Origin of the sequence: Xanthomonas nasturtii, assembly GCF_023337365.3 — a bacterium.
GTDB classification, from domain to species: Bacteria; Pseudomonadota; Gammaproteobacteria; order Xanthomonadales; family Xanthomonadaceae; genus Xanthomonas; species Xanthomonas nasturtii.
In genome coordinates, this window is the sequence record NZ_CP142084.2 from 918,841 (window position 1) to 942,418 (window position 23,578).

The 23,578-nt window shown below is 65.3% G+C and carries 19 protein-coding genes; 18 read left to right on the plus strand and 1 reads right to left on the minus strand.

Annotated elements, in window-relative coordinates; genetic code table 11:
* The first annotated feature begins 30 nt into the window (after window positions 1–30).
* From mraZ to lpxC, 15 genes are all read left to right on the plus strand, one after another.
* Window positions 31–486 carry a division/cell wall cluster transcriptional repressor MraZ gene (gene mraZ / locus M3O59_RS03870; RefSeq protein ID WP_116906581.1) on the plus strand — a complete coding sequence of 152 codons (456 nt, stop codon included), beginning with the start codon at window positions 31–33 and terminating at the stop codon, window positions 484–486.
* 14 nt (window positions 487–500) lie between these two features.
* On the plus strand, window positions 501–1,589 hold the full coding sequence (gene rsmH, locus M3O59_RS03875) for a 16S rRNA (cytosine(1402)-N(4))-methyltransferase RsmH (protein WP_181920643.1): 1,089 nt from the start codon (window positions 501–503) through the stop codon (window positions 1,587–1,589).
* Window positions 1,586–1,849, plus strand: coding sequence for a cell division protein FtsL (gene ftsL, locus M3O59_RS03880; protein WP_005991913.1), 264 nt, complete (start codon window positions 1,586–1,588; stop codon window positions 1,847–1,849). The genes rsmH and ftsL overlap by 4 nt, the downstream gene beginning before the upstream one ends.
* Window positions 1,850–2,216: 367 nt before the next feature.
* Window positions 2,217–4,082 (plus strand): peptidoglycan D,D-transpeptidase FtsI family protein, encoded by a 1,866-nt coding sequence (locus M3O59_RS03885; RefSeq protein ID WP_249047149.1) that lies wholly within the window; start codon window positions 2,217–2,219, stop codon window positions 4,080–4,082.
* Window positions 4,083–4,090: 8 nt separating this feature from the next.
* Complete coding sequence (locus tag M3O59_RS03890; protein ID WP_249047150.1) at window positions 4,091–5,566, plus strand: UDP-N-acetylmuramoyl-L-alanyl-D-glutamate--2,6-diaminopimelate ligase; 1,476 nt, start codon at window positions 4,091–4,093, stop codon at window positions 5,564–5,566.
* Window positions 5,563–7,116 carry a UDP-N-acetylmuramoyl-tripeptide--D-alanyl-D-alanine ligase gene (locus tag M3O59_RS03895; RefSeq protein WP_249047148.1) on the plus strand — a complete coding sequence of 518 codons (1,554 nt, stop codon included), beginning with the start codon at window positions 5,563–5,565 and terminating at the stop codon, window positions 7,114–7,116. Before M3O59_RS03890 ends, M3O59_RS03895 begins: the two co-directional genes overlap by 4 nt.
* Window positions 7,106–8,191, plus strand: coding sequence for a phospho-N-acetylmuramoyl-pentapeptide-transferase (mraY, locus tag M3O59_RS03900; protein WP_064630853.1), 1,086 nt, complete (start codon window positions 7,106–7,108; stop codon window positions 8,189–8,191). The genes M3O59_RS03895 and mraY overlap by 11 nt, the downstream gene beginning before the upstream one ends.
* A complete protein-coding gene (ftsW, locus tag M3O59_RS03905; protein WP_249047147.1) occupies window positions 8,191–9,567 on the plus strand; it encodes a putative lipid II flippase FtsW in 1,377 nt (458 codons plus the stop codon). Before mraY ends, ftsW begins: the two co-directional genes overlap by 1 nt.
* Window positions 9,564–10,901 carry an undecaprenyldiphospho-muramoylpentapeptide beta-N-acetylglucosaminyltransferase gene (gene murG, locus M3O59_RS03910; protein ID WP_249047146.1) on the plus strand — a complete coding sequence of 446 codons (1,338 nt, stop codon included), beginning with the start codon at window positions 9,564–9,566 and terminating at the stop codon, window positions 10,899–10,901. Before ftsW ends, murG begins: the two co-directional genes overlap by 4 nt.
* Window positions 10,898–12,331, plus strand: a complete 1,434-nt coding sequence (gene murC, locus M3O59_RS03915; protein WP_249047145.1) for a UDP-N-acetylmuramate--L-alanine ligase — start codon at window positions 10,898–10,900, stop codon at window positions 12,329–12,331. Before murG ends, murC begins: the two co-directional genes overlap by 4 nt.
* Window positions 12,332–12,429: 98 nt before the next feature.
* Window positions 12,430–13,383, plus strand: a complete 954-nt coding sequence (locus M3O59_RS03920; protein ID WP_249046312.1) for a D-alanine--D-alanine ligase — start codon at window positions 12,430–12,432, stop codon at window positions 13,381–13,383.
* A gap of 121 nt (window positions 13,384–13,504) precedes the next feature.
* Entirely contained in the window at window positions 13,505–14,332 is an 828-nt protein-coding gene (locus tag M3O59_RS03925; RefSeq protein WP_116906589.1) for a cell division protein FtsQ/DivIB, read from the plus strand.
* Window positions 14,329–15,564, plus strand: coding sequence for a cell division protein FtsA (gene ftsA / locus M3O59_RS03930; RefSeq protein WP_003485272.1), 1,236 nt, complete (start codon window positions 14,329–14,331; stop codon window positions 15,562–15,564). The genes M3O59_RS03925 and ftsA overlap by 4 nt, the downstream gene beginning before the upstream one ends.
* 293 nt (window positions 15,565–15,857) lie before the next feature.
* Window positions 15,858–17,099, plus strand: a complete 1,242-nt coding sequence (gene ftsZ / locus M3O59_RS03935) for a cell division protein FtsZ (RefSeq protein ID WP_116906575.1) — start codon at window positions 15,858–15,860, stop codon at window positions 17,097–17,099.
* Window positions 17,100–17,329: 230 nt separating this feature from the next.
* Window positions 17,330–18,241, plus strand: coding sequence for a UDP-3-O-acyl-N-acetylglucosamine deacetylase (gene lpxC / locus M3O59_RS03940; RefSeq protein WP_064630864.1), 912 nt, complete (start codon window positions 17,330–17,332; stop codon window positions 18,239–18,241).
* Between the two features lie 186 nt (window positions 18,242–18,427).
* On the opposite strand, the gene M3O59_RS03945 is transcribed toward lpxC, so the two are convergent.
* Complete coding sequence (locus M3O59_RS03945) at window positions 18,428–18,874, minus strand: DUF721 domain-containing protein (protein ID WP_082925741.1); 447 nt, start codon at window positions 18,872–18,874, stop codon at window positions 18,428–18,430.
* On the opposite strand from M3O59_RS03945, the gene M3O59_RS03950 reads away from it, so the two are divergent.
* The 3 genes from M3O59_RS03950 (at window position 18,875) to M3O59_RS03960 (ending at window position 23,468) form a co-directional block, all read left to right on the plus strand.
* On the plus strand, window positions 18,875–19,819 hold the full coding sequence (locus M3O59_RS03950) for a M23 family metallopeptidase (protein WP_249054701.1): 945 nt from the start codon (window positions 18,875–18,877) through the stop codon (window positions 19,817–19,819). It abuts the gene before it with no gap.
* Between the two features lie 154 nt (window positions 19,820–19,973).
* On the plus strand, window positions 19,974–22,712 hold the full coding sequence (gene secA / locus M3O59_RS03955; RefSeq protein WP_249054707.1) for a preprotein translocase subunit SecA: 2,739 nt from the start codon (window positions 19,974–19,976) through the stop codon (window positions 22,710–22,712).
* Window positions 22,713–23,102: 390 nt separating this feature from the next.
* Entirely contained in the window at window positions 23,103–23,468 is a 366-nt protein-coding gene (locus M3O59_RS03960) for a VOC family protein (protein WP_023902735.1), read from the plus strand.
* Window positions 23,469–23,578 lie beyond the last annotated feature (110 nt).

Sequence of the window (23,578 nt, forward strand, 5' to 3'; positions counted from 1 at the left end):
GTTCAATGATCCCCCAGCGGGTATTCGAGGTTGCATTCGGTGTTTCAGGGCGAGACTGCCATCACGGTGGACGACAAGGGGCGCATGGCGGTACCAACCGCATATCGCGACCTGGTTACGCGTGCGAGTGGCAATCGCCTGGTGCTCACCTACAACCCGTTCGAAGCCGGATGCCTGTGGCTGTACGCGGAAAAGGAGTGGGAGCGGGTGCGCGACGATGTGATGTCCAAGCCCAATACCCAGCGCGTGGTCCGCACGCTGCAGCAGAAACTGGTGGGTTCTTCGGCCGTGCTCGAGCTGGATGCCAATGGCCGCCTGAGCATCCCGGCCAGTCACCGCAATGCGGTCGGCATCGAGAAAAAGGCCGTGCTGCTGGGCATGGGCGACAAATTCGAACTCTGGAGCGAGCAGGCACATCGCGCACTGATCCAGCAGACATTGTCTGACGGGGATCTGGGCGATGAATTGCTCGATCTCAGGTTGTGAGCCGGGGTGCCCGGATGCGCGGTGAAGCGCAGCCCGGTCACCCGGTGTCGCAGCCGCCGGCGGCCCATGTGCCGGTGCTGTACAGGCCGGTTCTGGATGGCCTGCAGGTGACCGAAAACGGAACCTATCTCGACGGCACGTTTGGGCGTGGCGGGCACGCACGTGGCGTGCTGGAACATCTTGGCCCGGGAGGTCGACTGCTGGTGATGGACAAGGACCCCGAAGCGATCGCGGTGGCCGAACAGGCGTTCGGTGGCGATGCGCGCGTGTCCATCCATCGCGGCAGCTTCGCCGGCCTTGGCCAGGTGGTCGCCGCTGCGACCGTCGACGGCATTCTGCTGGATCTGGGCGTGTCTTCGCCGCAGCTGGATGTGGCCGGGCGCGGTTTCAGTTTCGGCAAGGACGGCCCGCTGGACATGCGCATGGACCCGGACAGTGGCCAGAGTGCAGCCGACTGGCTGGCGCATGCCAGCGACCGCGAGATCGCCGATGTGCTGTGGACCTATGGCGAAGAACGCCAGAGCCGCCGCATCGCGCGCGCCATCGTCGCGCGCCGCGCCGAACAGCCGCTGCTGCGTACCGCGCAGCTGGCCGACCTGATCGCCTCGGTGATGCCGCGCGGCGACAGCAAGACCCACCCGGCCACGCGCAGCTTCCAGGCGATTCGCATCTACATCAACCGCGAACTCGACGATCTGGAAGCCGGCCTGGACGCTGCCCTGGCCGCGCTCAAGCCCGGCGGCCGGCTGGCGGTGATCAGCTTCCACTCGCTGGAAGACCGCATCGTCAAACAATTCATGGCCCGCTACGCCAAGGCCCCGCCGAGCAACCGCCGCCTGCCCGAAGCGCAGCCGTTCGTGCCGACGCTGCAGTTGGTGAGCGGCGCGATCAAGGCCGACGTCGACGAGCTGACTGTCAATCCACGTGCGCGCAGTGCGGTGTTGCGGGTGGCTGAGAGGGTGGCGGGACCGGGGACCCGGGACCTGGGACCCGGAAAGAGCGACAGCGACAGCCAGGATCCGTCGGGCACCGGCCTTGGTTCTTCCCGGGTCCCGGGTCCCGGGTCCCCGGTCCCGAGCGCACTCCAAAGGAGCGCGCCATGAGCCGCCTGCTGCTTATCGTGCTGCTGGCCTGCAGCATCGCCTCGGCGATCGGGGTGGTGTACATGCGCCACATGCATCGCAAGCTGTTCGTGCAGTTGTCCAAGCTCGAACACACCCGCGATGAACTGAACATCGAATTCGGCCGGCTGCAGCTGGAGCAGGCCACCTGGGCGGAAAGTAACCGTGTCGATCAGGTCGCGCGTGCGCGCATCGGGATGAAGTTCCCGGAGACCAACGACATCGTGGTGGTGCGCCCATGACGAATTCGCGCGACAGCCGTTTTGCACGGCCAAGCTGCCTGCAGGGAGGCGCATATGCAGTTGGTGCGCCGGTGACAAAACGGCAGGACAGCCGTTTTGCACGGCCAAGCTGCCTGCAGGGAGGCGCATATGCAGTTGGTGCGCCGGTGACAAAACGGCAGGACAGCCGTTTTGCACAGCGCAGCTGCCCGCAGGGTGGCGCATATGCAGTTGGTGCGCCGGTGACAAAACGGCAGGACAGCCGTTTTGCACAGCGCAGCTGCCCGCAGGGTGGCGCATATGCAGTTGGTGCGCCGGTGACAAAACGGCAGGACAGCCGTTTTGCACAGCGCAGCTGCCCGCAGGGTGGCGCACACGGAGGTGCGCCATGAAAGCTGGTCGCAACCGCCCCCGTAGCAATTTCAACCTGCGCGGTCGCCTGACCCTGGTCGGCATCGCGCTGGGCCTGTGCTCGGTGACCCTGATCGGGCGCGCAGCATTCGTGCAGTTGGTCAACCGCGATTTCTATCAGCGCCAGGGCGAAGCGCGTTACTTGCGTGAGCTGCCGATCGCCACCTCGCGCGGCATGATCACCGACCGTAACGGCGAGCCGCTGGCAGTGTCCACGCCGGTGGAATCGATCTGGGTCAATCCGCAGGAACTGCTGCGCAATCCGGACCGCATTCCCGAGCTGGCCAAGGCGCTCGGCCAGCCGCTGGACGAGTTGAACGCCAAGCTGGCGCAGAAGGCCGGCAAGGAATTCATGTACCTGCAGCGCCGGATCAATCCGGACAAGGCACATGCGATCGTCGATCTGAAGATTCCGGGCGTGTTCTCGCAGCGCGAATTCCGTCGCTTCTATCCGCAAGGCGAAGCGATGGCCCACGTGCTGGGCTTCACCAATATCGACGACCGCGGCCAGGAAGGGCTGGAGCTGGCGTTCGACGAATGGCTGCGCGGCAAGCCGGGCTCCAAGAAGGTGGTGCGCGATGCGCGCGGCGCCATTGTCGAGAGCGTGGACCTGGTGCGTCCGGCCCAGCCGGGCAAGGACCTGACGCTGAGCATCGACCGCCGCATCCAGTTCCTGGCCTACAAGGAGCTGCGTAACGCGTTGGTCGAAAACAATGCTGCCGGCGGGTCGATGGTGGTGATGGACGTGGCCACCGGCGAAGTGCTGGCGATGGTCAACCTGCCCACCTACAACCCGAATGCGGTGACCGGCATCAATCCCGCGGCGCGGCGCAATCGCGCAGTGACCGATCTGGTCGAGCCGGGCTCGACGATGAAGCCGCTGACCGTGGCCACCGCGCTGACCGCCGGCGTGGTGACCAAGGACACCGTCATCGACACCAACCCCGGCTACATGGCCGTGGGGCGTTTCACCATTCGCGATGTGCCGCGCAACAACGGCGTGCTCAACGTCACCGGCGTGATCACCCGCAGCTCGAATATCGGTGCGGCCAAGATCGCCGCCAAGGTGCCGGACCAGACCTTCTATCAGTCGATCCGCAACTTCGGTTACGGCAGCGCGCCGCATAGCGGTTTTCCCGGCGAATCGTCGGGCGTGGTGCTGCAGCCGGCGCGCTGGAGCGGTCCGTCCAAGACCACGATGTCGTATGGCTACGGGCTGTCGGTGACGCCGCTGCAGATTGCGCAGGCGTACGCCACGCTGGGCAACGGCGGCAAGCTGACCCCGCCGACCTTCGTGCGCGGCCAGCACAACGAAACCCGCCAGGTGGTCACCCCCGAAGTGGCGCGCCAGGTCATCGACATGATGGAAACCGTGGTCACCCAGGGCGGCGCCAAGGGCGCGGCGATCCTGGGCTATCACGTGGCCGGCAAGACCGGTACCGCACGCAAGAACGGCGCCAACGGCTACGAGCGCGGGCATTACAACGCGCTGTTTGCCGGCCTGGTGCCGGCCACGCGCCCGCGCTTTGCCACGGTGATCGTGATCAACGATCCGCAGGGCAAGGTGTACTACGGCGGCCTGGTGTCGGCGCCGGTGTTCCACAAGGTGATGGAAGGCGCGCTGCGTTTGATGGACGTGCCGCCGGACGACATCCAGTCGTGGCTGGCCGCACAGGCCGCCGGCAAGACCGGTCAGCCGGTGGTCAAGCCGCAGCCGGCCGACCTGGATCCGGCACTGGTGCCGGACCCCGTGGACGAAGTGTCTGCCGGCATTCCGACCGCACTGGCACCTGCGTCCGCCGCGCCGGCGCAGCCTGCACCGGTGCAGGAGAGCCGCCAGTGAGCCGCAGCATGGCGCTTTCGCAGCTATTGCCCGACGTGACGCTGACGCACGACGTGCAGGTGTCCGGCCTGGTGATGGACAGCCGTGCGGCACGCCCGGGCGATGCGTTCGTGGCGATTGCAGGCTTCGGTGCGCACGGTCTGGGCTTTGTCGAACAGGCACGCGCCAACGGTGCGGTGGCGGTGTTGTTCGAGCCGCCGGCGCCCGACGGTCTGCCGGTGCCGGCCGATGCGATTGCCGTGCCTGGGTTGCGTGCGCGTCTGGGCGGCATGGCCGATGCATTTCATGGCCGGCCGTCGCAGACCATGCGCATGGTTGGCGTCACCGGCACCAACGGCAAGACTTCCACCGTGCAGCTGCTGGCGCAGGCGTTGACGTTGCTCGGCACGCCCACCGGCACGCTCGGCACCCTGGGTGTCGGCCTGTACGGCACGGCCGTGCCAACCGGATTCACCACGCCGCTGGTGCTGCCCACGCATGCGTTGCTGGCGCAGTTGCGCGATGATGGCGCGCAGGCGGTGGCCATGGAAGTCAGCTCCCACGCGCTCGATCAGGGCCGCGTGGACGCGGTGCATTTCGATGTGGCCGTCTTCACCAATCTCACCCGCGACCATCTCGATTACCACGGCGACATGGCGCAGTACGGCGCCGCCAAGGCCAGGCTGTTCACCCGCGCCGGGTTGAAAGCGGCGGTGGTGAATCTGGACGATGACTTCGGCCGCACGCTGCTGGCCTCGCTCGACCCCGCGCTGCGCGCGATCGGCGTGAGTTCGCGCGCGCAGGCGAACGCCAGCGTGCGCGCACAGGCATTGCAGCTGGACCATCACGGCATCAACTTCGCGCTGAACATCGCCGGCGAAGTGCATCCGGTGCATTCGCCGTTGCTGGGCCGCTTCAACGTGGACAACCTGCTGGCCGTGGCCGGCGTGTTGTGGGCGATGGACATTGCGCCTGCGCAGATTGCGATTGTGTTGGGCCAGTTGCAGCCGATCCATGGCCGCATGAATCGGCTCGGCGGTGCGCATGGCGCTCCGCTGGTGGTTGTCGATTACGCGCATACGCCCGACGCGCTGGAACAGGCATTGGCTAGCCTGCGTTCGCATGCGCAGGACCGCCTGATCTGCGTGTTCGGCTGCGGCGGCGAACGCGACACCGGCAAGCGCCCGCAGATGGCGGCAATTGCAGAACTCAACGCCGACGTGGCGATCGTCACCGACGACAACCCGCGTGGCGAAGATGGCGATGCGATCGTGGCCGACATCCTGCGCGGCTTCGCGCGCCCGGATGCGGCCATCGTGCAGCGCGATCGCGCCGCCGCGATCCATCAGGCCATCGGTATGGCCAGTGCGTCCGATATCGTGTTGATCGCCGGCAAGGGCCACGAGCCATACCAGGAAGTGGCCGGCGTGCGGCATGTCTTCGACGATGCCACCGTCGCTGCGCAGGCCCTGTTGCCGCGCACCGTGCTGGGGGTGCGCGCATGAAGCTCACTCCACTGTCGCTGATCGCCCATTGGGCCGGCGGCGAACTGCATGGCGAGGACGCCATGATCGACGCGGTCGGCAACGACACCCGCACGCTCGCCAACGGCAGCCTGTATGTGGCGCTGCGCGGCGAGCGTTTCGATGGACACGACTTTGCCGCAGACGCGGTGGCGCATGGCGCCAGCGGCTTGCTGGTAGAACGCGTTCTGCCGGCGCTGAGCGTGCCGCAGGTGCTGGTGGACAACACCGAACTGGCCTTGGCGCGCATCGCCGCCGGCATGCAGCGCGACCGCGCCACCCGCGTGGTTGCGCTGACCGGTTCCAACGGCAAGACCAGCGTCAAGGCGCTGCTGTTGTCGATCCTGACCGAAGCCGGGCGCGTGGACGGCACCACCGTGTACGCCACGCCGGGCAACCGCAACAACGAAATCGGCCTGCCGCTGGCCGTGATCGCCGCGCCGGACGATGCGGACATTGCGATCTACGAAATGGGCGCCGGCAAGCCGGGCGATATCGCCTACCTCACCGATATCGCGCGTCCGCATGTCGCATTGGTCAACAATATCGCCCCCGCCCATCTGGAGCGCCTGGGCAGCCTGCTCGGCGTGGCGCAGACCAAGGGCGCGATCTATACCGCACTGCCGGCCGATGGCGTGGCAGTGATCAATGCCGACGATGCCTTCGGCGCCTGGTTCGAGCAGCAGCTGCATGCGCAAGCGGTGCAGGGGCGTCGCGTGTTGCGCTATGGCTTGCAGGCCAGTGCCGAGATCCGCGCACACCAGCTGCGGCTGCATGCCGATGGCGCCCGGTTCACCCTGGTGACCCCGCAGGGCCAGGCGCAGATTGCGCTGCCATTGCCGGGCCGCCACAACGTACTCAACGCATTGGCCGCCACCGGTCTGGCGTTGGGCGCCGGCATCGCATTGCCGATCATCGCCGCAGGCCTGGCGCAAGCGCATCCGGTGGCCGGCCGGCAGGTCGCGCATCGTTTGCCTGGCGGCGCGGTGCTGATCGACGACAGTTACAACGCCAACCCCGGCTCGCTGGATGCCGCCATCGATGCATTGGCCGCCGCGCCGGGCGATGGCTGGCTGGTGCTGGGCGACATGCGCGAACTCGGCCATGAGGGCGCTGCACTGCACGCCGCTGCCGGCCGGCGCGCGCGCGCTGCCAAGCTGCAGCGTCTGTACGCATTGGGCGAGCTCAGCGCCGCCGCCGCGCAGGCGTTTGGCGAGGGCGGCCGGGTGTTTGCCACGCATGCGCAGCTGGTCGAGGCGTTGCGGGCGGATCTGGGTCAGGCCGGGAGTGGCCAGCCGGGACCTGGGACCCGGGAACAGCAGCAACAGCATCACGCATCAGGAAATACGCAGGAACACGCTTTGATTGAACAACAACAGTCGCAGTCCGCGCCCGCTCTTGCGGGTCCCGGGTCCCCGGCCACCGGTTCCGGCGCCATCACGCTGCTGGTGAAGGGGTCGCGCGGCAGCGCCATGGATCGCATCGTCACCGCGTTGCTCGCACCGGCGGAGGATGCCTCACATGCTGCTTGAGTTGGCCCGCTGGCTGCAGCAACTGGAGAGCCTGTTCGGGCTGTTCAACTATCTGACCTTTCGCGGCATTCTGGCGGCGTTGACCTCGTTGTTCCTGTCGTTGTGGATGGGCCCTGCGGTGATCCGCAAGCTGGCCCAGTTCAAGGGCGGCCAGCCGATCCGTCAGGACGGCCCGCAGACGCATTTCTCCAAGGCCGGCACGCCGACCATGGGCGGCTCGCTGATCCTGCTCACCGTCACCTTGTCGGTGCTGCTGTGGGGCGATCTGCGCAACCGTTACGTCTGGTTGGTGCTGGCGGTGATGCTCTGCTTCGGTGCGATCGGCTGGTACGACGACTGGATCAAGATCGTGCGCCGCGACCCCAATGGCCTGAAATCGCGCTGGAAATACCTGCTGCAGTCGATCTTCGGCCTGGCCGCCGGCCTGTTCCTGTACTACACCGCCGACGTGCCGGCCGCGATCACCTTCTACATTCCGATGTTCAAGTCGATCGCGCTGCCGTTGGCCGGCGTGAGCTTCGTGGTGATTGCCTACTTCTGGATCGTCGGCTTCTCCAACGCGGTGAACCTCACCGACGGCCTGGACGGCCTGGCGATCATGCCGACCGTGCTGGTGGCCTGCGCGCTGGGTGTCTTTGCCTATGCCTCGGGCAACGTGGTGTTTGCCGAATACCTGAAAATCCCGCTGATTCCAGGCGCTGGCGAGCTGATCATCATCTGCTCGGCGATCGCCGGTGCAGGGCTGGGCTTTCTGTGGTTCAACACCTATCCGGCCATGGTGTTCATGGGCGACATCGGCGCGCTGTCGCTGGGCGCGGTACTCGGCACCATCGCGGTGATCGTGCGCCAGGAAATGGTGCTGGTGATCATGGGCGGCGTGTTCGTGATCGAAACCCTGTCGGTGATAATCCAGGTGGCCAGCTTCAAGCTGACCGGCAAGCGCGTGTTCCGCATGGCGCCGATCCACCACCACTTCGAACTCAAGGGCTGGCCGGAGCCGCGCGTGATCGTGCGCTTCTGGATCATTTCGGTGGTGCTGGTGCTGATCGGCCTTGCCACGTTGAAGGTGCGCTGATGAACGACATGTCCCGCCAGGCCACACGACTGGACGCCATCGGCGGCCGCTACGACCCGTGGTTGCTCGGCGCGGCAGCCACGCTCGCCTCGCTGGGCGTGGTGATGGTGGCCTCCAGCTCGATCGAATTGTCGGAGAACCCGTTCTATTACCTGACCCGTCACCTGCTGTTCCTGGGCATCGGCATCGGGCTGGCGTTCTGGGCGATGCGCACCGAACTCAAGACCATCGAGCAATACAACCAGGTGTTGCTGCTGGCCTGCTTCGGTCTGCTGATGGTGGTGTTCGTGCCGGGATTGGGCAGCAGCGTCAACGGCGCCAAGCGCTGGATCAACCTGGGCGTGTCGAAATTCCAGACCGTCGAAGCGGTCAAGGTGCTTTATATCGTGTGGCTGTCCAGCTATCTGGTGCGCTTCCGCGACGAGGTCAACGCAACCTGGCCGGCCATGCTCAAGCCGCTGGGTGTGGCGATCGCGCTGGTTGCGCTGTTGCTGATGCAGCCGGACTTCGGCTCGTCCACGCTGCTGCTGGCGATCACTGCCGGCATGCTGGTGCTGGGCGGGGTAAACCTGCCGCGCATGTCGATGCCGATCGTGTTCGGCCTGCCGGTGTTCGCTTTCATCGCAATCCTGGAGCCGTACCGCCTGCGTCGTATCACCTCGTTCCTGGATCCGTGGGCCGATCAGCTCGGCTCCGGTTATCAGCTGTCGAATGCGTTGATGGCGGTCGGCCGCGGCCAGTGGACCGGTGCGGGGCTGGGTGCCTCGGTGCAGAAGCTCAACTATTTGCCTGAAGCGCATACCGACTTCATCTTTTCGGTGATCGCCGAAGAGCTGGGCTTTGTCGGCGTCTGCGGTGTGATCTCGCTGTATGCGCTGCTGGTCGGCCGTGCGTTCTGGCTGGGCATGCGCTGCGTGGAAATGAAGCGTCACTTCTCCGGCTACATCGCCTTTGGCATCGGCTTGTGGATCAGCCTGCAAAGCTTCGTGTCGGTGGGTGTGAACCTGGGCATCCTGCCGACCAAGGGCCTGACCCTGCCGCTGATTTCCTCCGGTGGTTCGTCGGTGTTGATGACCTGCGTGGCGATGGGCTTGCTGCTGCGCGTGTCCTACGAAATGGATCGCGCCGAGCGGTTGCGCAGCAAGTTGTCGCCGCAGGGTGCAGGCGCGCCAGCGGCTGAGCCGATCGAGCCGGTTGCCGAATCGGTGCAGCCGGCGTATGCGCCAGCACGCAAGCCGCAGCGCGAGACCGCTGCAGCCGCGCCGATCGCCGCCGCGCCGGTTGCTGCCGCATCCGTGGCACCGGCATCGGCGATTTTGCGCGGCACCAGCCGCATGCAGCCGCGTGTGGAACCGACGTTCGGGAAGATCGCATGAGTGTCTATGCGAACTCTTCGCAGAAGTCCGCACAGCCGAATGCGGGAATTCAACCGGTGATGATTCTGGCTGGCGGCACCGGCGGGCACATCTTCCCGGGACTGGCCGTGGCCAAGGTATTGCGCGCGCGCGGCGTGCCGGTGACCTGGCTGGGCGCCGATGGCGCAATGGAAACCCGTCTGGTGCCGCAGCACGACATCCAGATCGACACGCTGGCCATCAGCGGCCTGCGCGGCAAAGGCCTGGTGAAGTTGCTGGGTGCACCGGTGCGCGTAATGCGCGCGGTGCGCGCCGCCGGCTTCGTGCTGCGCAAGCGTCAGCCGCGTGCGGTGATCAGCTTCGGCGGCTTTGCGGCGGGCCCGGGTGGCCTGGCTGCGCGCCTGCTTGGCGTGCCGTTGCTGGTGCACGAACAGAACCGCGCGCCGGGCATGACCAACAAGGTGTTGTCGCGTTTCGCGCGCCGCGTGCTGACCGGTTTTCCGGGCAGCTTCGTCGGCGAAGAGGCGGTGGGCAACCCGGTGCGTGCCGAGATTGCCGCACTGCCTGCGCCAGCTGCACGTCTGGTTGGCCGCGATGGTCCGGTGCGCCTGCTGGTGCTTGGCGGTAGCCAGGGCGCACGGGCATTGAATCAGGCGGTGCCGGCGGCGCTGGTTGCACTCGGTCGCCCGGATGTCGAGATTCGCCATCAGTGCGGCGAAAAGCTGCGCGCCGAAGCCGAGGCCTCATATGCACAGGCCAGCGTCACTGCCAGTGTCGAACCCTTTATCGCCGACATGGCCGCAGCCTACGCCTGGGCCGATCTGGTCGTGTGCCGCGCCGGTGCCTCCACACTGGCCGAACTGTGCGCCGCCGGCATCGGCAGCGTGCTGGTGCCGTTCGCCGCTGCGGTGGACGACCATCAAACCCGCAATGCCGAATATCTGGTGGGTGCCGACGCCGCCGTGCTGCTCAAGCAGGACGACAGCCTGGCGGTGCGTTTGCAGCAGGTCTTGCAGACCCTGCTCAACGACCCACCCCGTCGCCTGTCGATGGCCAACGCCGCGCGCACCCTGGCCAAGCCGGATGCTGCCGAGCGGATTGCCGACATTGTGTTGCACGAAGCCGGGACCGGGGACCGGGGACCGGGGACCCGTGGCAAGCACGATCAACGCCATGGAAGTACCGAGACCCGCGATCCGCAATGCGGGGGGCGTGAAGAACAGAATCAACAGCAGACAGGTATGCACGCAGATAATCATCACGGGCAGGCGCAACGCGCTGCCGCCGCTTCGCTCTTCCCGGGTTCTGGGTCCCCGGTCCCCGGTCCCGCTACCTCCACAGGAGGTGCCGCGTGATCCGCCGTCTGCAGGACAGCGGCGATCTGGTGCGCGCATTTCCGCGCGTGCATTTCGTCGGCATCGGCGGCACCGGCATGAGTGGTATTGCCGAGGTGATGCTGACGCTGGGCTATGAAGTCTCCGGCTCCGATAACGCGGATAACGCGGCGACGCGGCGGCTGGCCAAGCAGGGGGCGCGCGTGATGCGCGGCCACTCGGCTGCCAACGTGCTCGGCACCGATTGTGTGGTGGTGTCCAGCGCCATCCGCGAAGACAACCCCGAGCTGATGGAAGCGCGTAGCCAGCGCATCCCGATCATGCCGCGTGCAGCGATGCTGGCCGAGTTGATGCGCTTCCGCCGCGGTATCGCCGTGGCCGGCACGCACGGCAAGACCACCACCACCAGCCTGGCGGCGGCCGTGCTGAGCGAAGGCGGGCTGGATCCCACCTTCGTCATCGGTGGCCAGCTGCTGGCGGCCGGCGCCAACGCAAAGCTCGGCGGCGGCCAATGGCTGGTCGCCGAAGCCGATGAGAGCGATGGCAGCTTCCTGCGCCTGAATCCGTTGATGGCGGTGATCACCAACATCGATTCGGATCACCTGGAAAACTACGGCAACGACTTTGCCCGCGTGCAGGCGGCGTTTGCCGAATTCCTGCAGCGCCTGCCGTTCTACGGCCTGGCATTGCTATGCATCGACGACCCGGAAGTGGCGGCACTGGCCAGCAAGACGCCGCGCCATGTGATGAGCTACGGCATGAGCGAAAACGCCGACGTGCGCGCCGAAGATGTGGTGCAGGACGGCCCGCGCATGCGCTTCACGCTGCGCCTGCCCGAAGGCACCACCACGCCGGTGACGCTCGCACTGCCGGGTCGTCACAACGTGCTCAATGCACTGGCTGCCGCCGCAATCGGCTGGCAGCTGGGCGTGGCACCGGAAACCATTGCGCGCGCGCTGGAGAACTTCGCCGGCATCGGCCGTCGCTTCAATGATCTGGGCGAAGTCACCACCAGCACCGGCGCACGTGTGCGCGTGGTCGACGATTACGGCCATCACCCACGCGAGCTGGAAGCCGTGTTCGCTGCAGCGCGTGGCGGCTGGCCGGACAAGCGCCTGGTCGTCGCCTTCCAGCCGCACCGCTACAGCCGCACCCGTGATCAGTTCGACGCCTTCGCCGCCGTGCTCAGCACCGTCGACGCGCTGGTGTTGAGCGAGGTCTACCCGGCCGGCGAAGCGCCGATTCCCGGTGCCGACTCGCGCGCATTGGCACGCGCCATCCGTGCGCGTGGCCGCAGCGAGCCGGTGGTCGTCGGTCAGATTGCCGGCCTGGCTGAAGTGTTGCCCGACGTGCTGCAGGACGGCGACCTGCTGTTGATGATGGGCGCCGGCGATATCGGCTATGTGGCTCAGCACATCATCAACAATGGATTTGTTGAGGGTGAGGCATGAGCGCGCCCTCTATCGGGACCCGGGACCCGGGACCCGGGACTGGAGAACAGCAGGTCGGGCAGTCCGTCGTGTCTGCCGTTCCGGGTCCCCGGTCCCCGATCCCCGATCCCGGCATTCAACGCACCACCGATCCGGCAACCTTTGGCCGCGTTGCGGTGCTGCTCGGTGGCACCTCATCCGAGCGCGAAGTCTCGTTGAACTCCGGCAGCAACGTGCTGGAAGCGCTGCGCGCACGCGGTGTCGATGCACAGCCGGTCGATGGCATTCCGGCGTTGGCCAAGGCCTTGGTCGCCCAGCAGTTCGACCGCGTCTTCAACGTTCTGCACGGCCATAACGGCGGCGGCGAAGACGGCATCGTGCAGGGCCTGATGGAAGCGTTCGGCGTGCCGTACACCGGCTCGGACGTGCTCGGCTCGGCGTTGAGCATGGACAAGATCCGCACCAAGCAGGTGTGGCTGTCGCTGGGCCTGAGTACGCCGCGCTACGCGCGTCTGGCCGCCGGCGCCAGCGCCGACGACATCCATGCCGCTGCCAAGCAGATTGGCTTGCCGGTCATCGTCAAGCCGGCCAATGAAGGCTCCAGCGTCGGCGTCAGCCGCGTGTTCGACCAGGCACAGCTGGAAGAAGCGGTGACCCTGGCTGCCCGCTACGACGGCGCGCTGTTGATGGAGCAATTGATCGAAGGCGATGAACTGACCGTTGCCGTGCTCGGCGATACCGCATTGCCGTCGATCCGCATCGTGCCCAAGGGCCAGTGGTACGACTACAACGCCAAGTACGTGGCAGACGACACCCAATACCTGTGCCCGGGTCTGGAAGACGATGCCGAAGCGCAGATCCGCCAGCTCGCGCTGGACGCCTTCCGCGCTGCCGGCTGCCGCGGCTGGGGCCGCGTGGACGTGATGCGCGATGGCAGCAGCGGCCAGCTGTATCTGCTTGAAGTGAACACCGCTCCCGGCATGACCAGCCACTCGCTGGTGCCCAAGGCTGCACGCCAGCTCGGCATCGAGTTCGAAGAACTGGTCTGGCAAGTACTGGAGCAGACGCTGTGACGCAGGGACAGAGGACCGGGGACCAGGGGCCCGGGAACAACAAAAGCGGTTACGCCTCAGCTCTGGCTTTTCCGGGTCCCCGTTCCCCGGTCCCCGGTCCCGCCGTGTGCGGAACGCGCGCGTGAACGCCACCCTGCGCATCCTGGCCTGGTTGCTGGCGCTGGCGTTGGTCGCGCTGCCGGTGGTGGCTGTGCTCAATGGCTGGGTCGGTGCCGAGCGTTGGCCGCTGGCGAAGCTGCGCGTGTCCGGCGACTTCAAGCGGGTGCCGGCCGAAGAGTTGCGTGCGGTGGTGTTGCCGTATGCGCGTGAAGGGTTTTTTGCGGTGAAATTGCAGCAGGCGCAAGACGCCATCGCGCGTTTGCCGTGGGTGGAAAGTGCGCAGGTGCGCAAGCGTTGGCCGGACGTGCTGGAAGTGCGCGTGACCGAGCACAAGCCGTTCGCACGCTGGGGCACCGACCGCATGCTGTCCGAGCAGGGCCGCCTGTTTCGCACCCCGCCGTTGTTGAAGGATTTCAAGTTGCCACAGCTCGGTGGGCCGGACAGCAAAACCCAGGATGTGGTGGCGCTCTACAACGAATCGCGCGCGTTGTTCGCACCGACCGGGCTGGACGTGGAGCGTCTTGAAATGGACGCGCGCGGCAGCTGGTCGTTGGGGCTAAGCAACGGCGTGCAGATCGTGATCGGCCGCGACGATGCCCGTGCACGTTTGCAGCGCTTCGCGCGCGTGCTGCCGCAGCTGGCCGACCCGCAGCGCCCGATCGCGCGTGCCGACCTGCGCTATACCAACGGATTTACCGTGGAGCGGAAGGGATTGGAGAGTGGGGATTCGGGATTGGAAAAAGCGCAGCCCCGGCATCGCGCAGCACCTTCCGCACCTCCCGTCGCCCTGGCATTTCCGCGCTTTCCCAATCCCATATCCCGAATCTCGAATCCCGGCTTTAAGACATGAATCGCAAAGGCGACAAATCCCTCATCGTTGGACTGGACATCGGCACCTCCAAGGTCGTTGCGCTGGTCGGCGAGTATTCGCCCGGCAACCCGATCGAAGTGATCGGCATCGGTTCGCATGAATCGCGCGGTCTCAAGCGCGGCGTAGTGGTGGACATCGAATCCACCGTGCAGTCGATCCAGCGTGCGGTGGAAGAAGCCGAGCTGATGGCCGGCTGCGAAATTCGCTCGGTGTACGCATCGATTTCCGGCAACCACGTGCAGTGCAAGAACTCGCCCGGCATCGTGCCGATCCGCGATGGCGAAGTGACCTGGAGCGATCTGGAGCGCGTGCTCGATGCCGCCAAGGCCGTGGCCATTCCCGCCGACCAGCGCATCCTGCATGCGATTCCGCGCGAGTACGTGCTGGACGATTCGCAGGAAGGCATCCGCAACCCGGTCGGCATGACCGGCGTGCGCCTGGAGGTGCATGCCCACCTGGTGGTGTGCGCGCAGTCGGCCGCGGCCAACATCACCAAGTGCGTGCAGAAGTGCGGCCTGCAGGTCGACGATCTGGTGCTGTCCTCGCTGGCATCCTCGGTGGCCGTGCTGACCGCCGACGAGCGCGAACTGGGCGTGGTGCTGGTGGATATCGGCGCCGGTACCACCGACCTTGCGGTGTATGTGCAGGGCGCCATCTGCCACACCGCCTCGCTGCCGATCGCCGGCGACCATGTCACCAACGACATTGCGCACATGCTGCGCACGCCGACCCCGGAAGCCGAGCAAATCAAGGTGCGCTATGCCTGCGCGCTGGCGCAGCTGGCCACCGCCGAAGAAAGCATCCAGGTGCCGTCGGTGGGCGACCGCCCGCCGCGTCGCATGCCGCGGCACGCGCTTGCACAGGCAGTGCAGGGCCGTTACGAGGAAATTTTCGAGATGGTGCAGGCCGAACTGCGCCGCTCCGGTTTCGAAGAAATGGTGCGTGCCGGCATGGTGCTCACCGGTGGCGCCTCGAAGATGGAAGGCGTGGTGGAACTGGCCGAAGAAATGCTGCAGATGCCGGTGCGTGTGGGCATCCCCCAGCACGTCACCGGCCTGGGCGAAGTGGTCGGCAACCCGGTACACGCCTCCGGCGTTGGCCTGTTGTTGATGGGCAGCCAGATCGAACACCCGCGCCGTCCGTCGATCCCGACCGGACGCGCGGGCAGCTTGTTCAAGAAATTGAAGAATTGGTATCGCGGCGAATTTTGATGGGCCGGGATTCGGGATTCGGGGATTCGAGATTGGAAAGAGCGAAAGAAAAGCAGGGCGGCAGCGAAGATAAGTAGAGAGCGGCGAGCAGGTAGGCGATAAAATTTTTGGCAGGCATTGCGTCGAGGATCAGGTGTGGTGAGTCGTTGAGCGCAATAGCGCATCGATGACCGCGCAACCGAGGCCCGACTTTCAAACAACAACACTCGCCGTGATGCGGAGTAGGGCAGGGACCAGCGCTTTTGCGAATCCCCAATCTCCACTCCCCAATCCCGGCTCAAGAGGACACTGACATGGCACATTTCGAACTGATTGAAAAAATGGCTCCCAACGCGGTCATCAAGGTCGTTGGCGTCGGCGGCGGTGGCGGCAATGCCGTCGCGCACATGGTCAACACCAATGTCGATGGCGTGGAATTCATCACCGCCAACACCGACTCGCAGGCGATCAAGAACTGCGGCGCCAAGCTGCAGCTGCAGCTCGGCACCAACGTCACCAAGGGCCTGGGCGCAGGCGCCAATCCGGAAGTCGGCCGTCAGGCCGCGCTGGAAGACCGCGAGCGCATCATGGACGCGCTGCAGGGTGCGGACATGGTGTTCATCACCGCCGGCATGGGTGGCGGTACCGGTACCGGTGCGGCACCGGTGGTGGCGCAGCTGGCCAAGGAGATGGGCATCCTGACCGTGGCCGTGGTCACCAAGCCGTTCCCGTTCGAAGGCCGTCGCCGCATGCAGGTGGCGCTGAAGGGCATCGAAGAGTTGAGCCAGCATTGCGACTCGCTGATCACCATCCCCAATGAAAAGCTGATCACCGTGCTGGGCCGCAACGCCACCATGATCCAGGCGTTCCGCGCCGCCAACGACGTGCTGCAGGGCGCCGTGCAGGGCATCGCCGATCTGATCGTGCGTCCGGGCCTGATCAACGTCGACTTCGCCGACGTGCGCACGGTGATGTCGGAAATGGGTCTGGCGATGATGGGCACCGGCTCGGCACGTGGCGATGACCGCGCGCAGGCCGCTGCCGAGGCTGCCATCCAGAACCCGCTGCTGGACGATGTGAACCTGGCCGGTGCCAACGGCATCCTGGTCAACATCACCGCCGGCCCGGACTTCACCATGTCCGAGTTCGACGAGATCGGCCGCACCATCGAAGCGTTCGCTTCCGAAGATGCGACCGTGGTCGTGGGCACCGTGCTCGACCCGGACATGCAGGACGAAGTGCGCGTCACCGTCGTGGCCACCGGCCTGAACCGTGCGGTTGCACGTCAGACCCAGCGTCCGGACCAGCGTGCGCCGATCAAGCTGGTGCGCAACGCCACCACCGGCCAGCCGGAGTTCGGCGATTTCGATACCGGCGGCGATGCGGTGTCCAAGTCCGTCGGCGGCAGCATGGGCCTGGGCCTGCGTCGTCCGAGCAGCGATTCGGTTGGCAGCAGCAGCGGCAATGGCACGGGCGGCGGCGCTTCGGCACCGGCGGCAGACCTGCCCAACGACTACCTGGATATCCCGGCGTTCCTGCGCCGCCAGGCCGACTGAGGAACGTCGGCTGCGTCGCCACGGTGACGCAGCCCGTCCCGTCCCGGAGTTCGCTTCGGGTTGCAGTGCCATGTCATTCCTGCCGGATCGGTGCCGATCCGGCAGCTTTTGTATGTCCTGACCGGGCGATGACAGTTTTCGTCACGCGCGACTTGTTAAAATTCGGATAATCTCAACAGATTAGACAGTCGGTTCAGCGTCTGTCTGCATTGTTCATCCAGACTTCGCATATGACCCAGCAACGCACTCTCAAGAACACCATTCGCGCCACCGGCGTCGGCCTGCACAGCGGCGACAAGGTGTATATGACGCTACGACCGGCTCCGGTCGATCATGGCGTGGTGTTCCGGCGGGTGGACCTGGAACCTGTCGTCGAAGTCCCGGCGGACGCCGAGCTGGTCACCGAGACCACGCTGTGCACCGGCCTGACCTGCAACGGCGCCAAGATCCAGACGGTCGAACATCTGATGTCCGCACTGGCGGGCCTGGGTGTGGACAACGTCATCGTCGAACTGTCTTCGGCCGAATTGCCGATCATGGACGGCTCGTCCGGCCCGTTCGTGTTCCTGCTGCAGTCGGCAGGCATCGTCGAACAGAGCAAGCCCAAGCGCTTCATCCGCATCAAGCAGACGGTGGAAGTGCGCGAAGGCGACAAGGTGGCGCGCTTCGAGCCCTATGAAGGCTACAAGCTCGGCTTCACCATCGAATTCAATCACCCGATGATCCCGGCCAAGCAATCGCGCCAGGAAATCGAGTTCTCCACCTCGGCTTACGTCAAGGAAATTTCGCGCGCGCGCACCTTCGGCTTCATGCGCGACCTGGAATACATGCGCGAGCGCAATCTGGGCCTGGGCGGCTCGATGGACAACGCCATCGTGCTGGACGAGTTCCGCGTGCTCAACGAAGACGGCCTGCGCTACACCAACGAATTCGTGCGGCACAAGATCCTGGACGCCATCGGCGACCTGTATCTGGCCGGCGGCGCCATCCTGGGCGCCTACGAAGGCTTCAAATCCGGTCACGCGCTCAACAACAAGCTGGTGCGTGCGCTGTTGGCCGACCAGGCCGCCTGGGAATGGGTCAGCTTCCCGGAAGGCACCGAGCAACCGCCGGTCACCTACGCCAGTCCTGTCTACGCCTGATGTCAGGGAATGCCGCAGTCGGCGTTCGAAGTGTGAACCCGGTCGAATTTACGGCCCGTTCTTAACATTTATTTAAGGCTTCCCTAACTCCTGCGGGCTGCATGCCCGCTAGGATGCGTCGTGTCGTGTGCGGTCTTCGCAAGTCTTTCACGCACTGGCGGCCGCTCCGGAGAGCGGTCAAGGACCTCACCGTTTGGTCGGTAGGACGTCCTGCAAGGAAGCCAATGCGTCGCGCAAGCCTTTGTGCGTCGCCTCGGACACGGGTCTGGAACGGTCGCGGTTCTGCTGCGTTGGGGAATGCAGCGGGGCAGTTGCGGTCTTGACGGTCACCGCGGTGGCCTTCAGTCCGATGGATCGGGCGGCATCCAGGATTTGGGTTTCGGCAAGCCGCACCTTGGCATGCCAGACCGGCGAATCCACCAGAAAAACGAGCTGTTCGCCTCGGACATTGGCCAGCCGGCAACGGGTGACCAGATGAGGTGGTAACAGGGGGCGCAACTGCCGGTCCAGCGCATCGAGCCACAAGGCGCGGCGCAAGGGGTCGCCAGCCTTTTCCCCCAACGCGGCCTCGATGGCCGGTTGTGGAGTGGAAGGGTTGCGTGCGTTGGACTTGGGCTTGGACATGACACTCATATGGCGTTGAACAAAGTTGTAATCAAATCTCGTGAAACCCGGGCACAGCGTGTGGCCCGACAGTTCCAGGGCTTTGCAGCGGATCGGCCGATGGTGGTGCTTGGCGCGGTACTGGGCCTGGGCATGCTGATCGGCGTCGGCGCAAGCACCGCGACCGGCATGGTGACCAATTCCGCGCTGCAGGCCAAGGTCGCGCAGCAGCAGGCCGAGCTTGCCCAGGCGCAGCGCGCCTCGCAGGCGCAGGTCAACGCACTGGCCGCGCGCATGGGCGAGCTGCAGGCCCAGGCCACCCGCCTCAACGCGTTGGGCGAGCGGCTGACCGAAATGGGCAAGTTGAAGGACGGCGAGTTCGACTTCGACGCGCCGGTGGGCGTGGGTGGCGGCGATGAGCCGGTCAGCGACATGCCGGTCAAAGACCTCAAGGAGACGCTAGGGCAAGTGGAACAGCAGTTCTCCGCCTCCGGCCAGCAACTGAACGTGCTGGCGTCGCTGCTGTTCGACCATCAGCTCGAGCAGAATTCGGTGCCCTCGCGGATGCCGATCCGCAACACCTACATCACCTCGGGCTTCGGCGGTCGCGCCGATCCGTTCGACGGTGGTTCGGCCTTCCACAAGGGTGTGGACTTCCATGCCAACGTGGGCGACCCGGTGATGTCGGTCGCCGATGGCGTGGTCAGCTACGCCGGTGTGCGTGGGGGCTACGGCAACGTGGTCGAAGTGGACCACGGCAACGGCTACGTCACCCGCTACGCGCACAACTCGCGCCTGGTGGTGAAGGTGGGCGATCTGGTGCGTGCCGGCCAGCAGGTGGCGCGTGCCGGCTCCAGCGGGCGGTCCACCGGTGCACACGTGCATTTCGAGGTGTGGGCAGACGGGCGCGTGGTCAATCCGCGTAAATTCCTGGGTGGAACCGCCACGCCGGTCGGGCGGCGAGGGCGCGGCTGACGAAGGCGCGGGCCGCGCTTGATTCGTGAAGGCCCGCCCCAAGCTACAATAGGGTGTTGCCATGACAGGGCGCAGTGCGCCCTGTTTCGTTTACGGCGGTCGGGTCTTGGGGACCGGCGTCGGTCAAACCGTTCCTTTTCAACCGGTTTCTTCAATGATCAACAGTCTGCTTACCCGTGTCTTTGGCAGTCGTAACGAACGCCAGCTGCGCCAGCTCACCCGCCTCGTCACCCAGATCAATGCGCTGGAGCCGACGATCGAGAAGCTCTCCGACGCCGAGCTGCAAGCCAAGACCCCGGAGTTCAAGCAGCGGCTTGCCGCCGGCGAGTCCCTGGACAAGATTCTTCCCGAAGCCTTTGCAGTGTGCCGCGAGGCCAGCCGCCGCGTGCTGGGCATGCGCCACTACGACGTGCAGCTGATCGGCGGCATGGTGCTGCATCTGGGCAAGATCGCCGAGATGCGCACCGGCGAAGGCAAGACCCTGGTGGCCACGCTGCCGGTGTACCTCAATGCGCTGCAGGGCGAGGGCGTGCACGTGGTCACGGTCAACGACTACCTGGCGCGCCGCGATGCTGCGCAGATGGGCAAGTTGTACAACTGGCTGGGCCTGAGCGTGGGTGTGGTGTATCCGGGCATGCCGCACAGCGACAAGCGCGAGGCCTACGGCAGCGACATCACCTACGGCACCAATAACGAATTCGGCTTCGACTACCTGCGCGACAACATGGCGCTGTCGCGGGCCGACCGCTATCAGCGCAACCTGCATTACGCGATCGTCGACGAAGTCGACTCGATCCTGATCGACGAAGCGCGCACCCCGCTGATCATTTCCGGCCCGGCCGACGAATCGCCGGAGCTGTACATCCGCGTCAACCGCATCGTGCCGCAGCTGACCAAGCAGGAAAGCGAAGAAGGCGAAGGCGATTTCTGGATCGACGAAAAGGGCAAGCAGGTGCATCTGTCCGAGGCGGGCATGGGCCACGCCGAAGAACTGCTGCTGCAGGCCGGCATCCTGGAAAACGCCGAAGACGGCCTGTACGCCGCGCAGAACCTGAGCGTGGTGCATCACCTCAACGCCGCGCTGCGTGCGCATGCGATCTACCAGCGCGATGTGGATTACATCGTGCGCGATGGCGAAGTGGTGATCGTGGACGAATTCACCGGCCGCACCCTGTCCGGGCGTCGCTGGTCCGACGGCCTGCATCAGGCGGTCGAAGCGAAGGAAGGCGTGCCGGTGCAGCGCGAGAACCAGACGCTGGCCAGCATCACCTTCCAGAACCTGTTCCGCATGTACAAGAAGCTGTCCGGCATGACCGGTACAGCCGACACCGAAGCCTACGAATTCCAGAGCATCTACGGCCTGGAAGTGGTGGTGATCCCGACCAACCGCCCGACCGTGCGCAAGGACCACCCGGACCAGGTGTTCCTCAACCGCAAGGGCAAGTTCAATGCGGTGCTGGCCGATATCGAAGATTGCGCCAAGCGCGGTCAGCCGGTGCTGGTGGGTACCACCTCGATCGAGACTTCGGAGATGCTCTCCGAGCACCTGCGCAAGGCGGGCGTGAAGCACGAAGTGCTCAACGCCAAGCAGCACGAGCGCGAAGCCACCATCGTGGCCAACGCCGGCCAGCCGGGCGCGGTGACCATCGCCACCAACATGGCCGGTCGCGGTACCGACATCGTGTTGGGCGGTTCGCTGGAAACCGAGCTGCATGGCCTGGGCGAAGAGATCAGCGACGAGCAGCGCTTCGCCGCCAAGACCGAATGGCAGCGTCGCCATGACGCGGTCAAGGCCGCTGGCGGTCTGCACATCATCGGTACCGAACGCCACGAATCGCGCCGTATCGACAACCAGCTGCGCGGTCGCGCCGGTCGTCAGGGCGACCCGGGTTCGTCGCGCTTTTATCTGTCGCTGGAAGACAATCTGATGCGCATCTTCGCCTCGGACTGGGTCCAGAAGGCGATGCGCATGATGGGCATGAAGGAAGACGACGTCATCGAAGATCGCCTGGTCAGCCGGCAGATCGAAAAGGCGCAGCGCAAGGTGGAAGCGCACAACTTCGACATCCGCAAGAATCTGCTGGATTTCGACGACGTCAACAACGATCAGCGCAAGGTGATCTACGCCCAGCGCGATGAGTTGCTGGATGCCGAATCGGTCAAGGACAACGTCGACGGCATTCGCGGCGATGTCATCTATGACCTGGTTGCGCGCTTCGTGCCGCCCAATTCGGTGGACGAACAGTGGGACCTGAAGGGCCTGGAGGCCACGCTGGAATCCGAGTTGGGCATGCCGCTGGCGTTGAGCGAAATGGCGCGCACGCAGGAAGAACTGGACGCCGAACAGATTGCCGCCAAGGTGCAGGCAGCGGTGGACGCGCACTTCGCCGAGAAGGAAGCGGCGGTGGGCAACGACACCATGCGCGCACTGGAAAAGCACGTGATGCTGACCGTGCTCGACCAGGGCTGGAAGGAACATCTGGCCAAGATGGATTACCTGCGCCAGGGCATCTATCTGCGCGGTTACGCCCAGAAGCAGCCCAAGCAGGAATACAAGAAGGAAGCCTTCGAGCTGTTCTCCGAGATGCTGGAAAACGTCAAGCGCGAGGTGATCAACCTGCTGGCGCGCGTGCGTATCCGCAGCGAAGAAGAAGTGGCGGAACTGGAGGAGCAGGAACGTCTGCAGGCACAGGCGCGCCTGATGGCCTCGCAGTTCCAGCACCAGGACGCCGGCGGCTACGGCGCCGACGAGGAAGTGGAGCAGATGCAGGGCGGCAACGCACCGGTCCCGGTCTCCCAGGTCACCCGCGACGAGCCCAAAGTCGGCCGTAACGATCCGTGCCCGTGCGGCAGCGGCAAGAAGTACAAGCATTGTCACGGTCAACTCAGCTGATGCTGAGTTGACCGTGGTGCAGCCCGCTTTGCGGGCTGCACACCCAGTGTCCGCGTAGCGGACGCTGGGTGCACGGTATTCCTCCGATCCCCGCGCCTTTGGCGCGCCCCCTTACCAAGGGGGCTCTACTGACGAGGGGATTCGTGAGGCTTGTTGAGAAGCGGGAATTGTTTGGACAGCGGGATTGAATGTCGGAGGCTGCGTGCAAGGCCTGTCTCCCGATTCCGTTTGCGTTTGGCGAACTTCCTACCAAGAGCCTTGTTTGCAGAGTCGGTAGGTGTTTGTCTGGAAAGCATGGCTTAAGGGCGAGGAGGGCACGCTTGGCGGGCTCTACCCCGGTGAGCGTCAGCGCGGCGTATGCTCATTCCACGTCCTGCGTGGAGTGCGGTCATGTCGCTGTCCAGCCAGCAACTGAAAGTGTTCGTGCCTGCGCGCGACTACGCTTTGTCGCAGCGGTTCTATCGCGCACTGGGCTTCGTGCAGGAAGACGAGGTGGGCAACGTGACCTGCTTTCGGCATGGCACGCACTGCGCGTTCTTGTTGCAGGATTTCTATCTGCGCGAGCTGGCCGAGAATCTGATGCTGCACCTGTGGGTGGACGATGCGGATGGCTGGTGGCAGCACGTGCACGACACCGGGCTGGGCGAGCAGTTCGGGGTGACCTGCAGTGCGCCCGAAGATCGACCATGGGGCGCACGCGATTTCACCTTGCACGATCCCAGCGGAGTGCTCTGGCGCATCGGGCATCCGCTGTAGGGCCGGGATTGGGGATTCGGGATTGGCAGAAGCACATATGCTGCGCTTTGACCAATCCCCAATCCCCGCCTTCAAGCGATTGCACTGCACCGCTCACTCGCGGCACTCTT

Coding starts and splice junctions, on each gene's coding strand:
- M3O59_RS03885 (WP_249047149.1), top strand. CDS start 2,217: ATGAAAGCTGGTCGCAACCGCCCCCGTAGCAATTTCAACCTGCGCGGT.
- ftsW (WP_249047147.1), top strand. CDS start 8,191: ATGAACGACATGTCCCGCCAGGCCACACGACTGGACGCCATCGGCGGC.
- secA (WP_249054707.1), top strand. CDS start 19,974: ATGATCAACAGTCTGCTTACCCGTGTCTTTGGCAGTCGTAACGAACGC.
- ftsZ (WP_116906575.1), top strand. CDS start 15,858: ATGGCACATTTCGAACTGATTGAAAAAATGGCTCCCAACGCGGTCATC.
- M3O59_RS03945 (WP_082925741.1), bottom strand. CDS start 18,874: ATGAGTGTCATGTCCAAGCCCAAGTCCAACGCACGCAACCCTTCCACT.
- M3O59_RS03895 (WP_249047148.1), top strand. CDS start 5,563: ATGAAGCTCACTCCACTGTCGCTGATCGCCCATTGGGCCGGCGGCGAA.
- M3O59_RS03950 (WP_249054701.1), top strand. CDS start 18,875: ATGGCGTTGAACAAAGTTGTAATCAAATCTCGTGAAACCCGGGCACAG.
- ftsL (WP_005991913.1), top strand. CDS start 1,586: ATGAGCCGCCTGCTGCTTATCGTGCTGCTGGCCTGCAGCATCGCCTCG.
- M3O59_RS03890 (WP_249047150.1), top strand. CDS start 4,091: ATGGCGCTTTCGCAGCTATTGCCCGACGTGACGCTGACGCACGACGTG.
- mraY (WP_064630853.1), top strand. CDS start 7,106: ATGCTGCTTGAGTTGGCCCGCTGGCTGCAGCAACTGGAGAGCCTGTTC.
- murG (WP_249047146.1), top strand. CDS start 9,564: ATGAGTGTCTATGCGAACTCTTCGCAGAAGTCCGCACAGCCGAATGCG.
- rsmH (WP_181920643.1), top strand. CDS start 501: ATGCGCGGTGAAGCGCAGCCCGGTCACCCGGTGTCGCAGCCGCCGGCG.
- lpxC (WP_064630864.1), top strand. CDS start 17,330: ATGACCCAGCAACGCACTCTCAAGAACACCATTCGCGCCACCGGCGTC.
- M3O59_RS03960 (WP_023902735.1), top strand. CDS start 23,103: ATGTCGCTGTCCAGCCAGCAACTGAAAGTGTTCGTGCCTGCGCGCGAC.
- ftsA (WP_003485272.1), top strand. CDS start 14,329: ATGAATCGCAAAGGCGACAAATCCCTCATCGTTGGACTGGACATCGGC.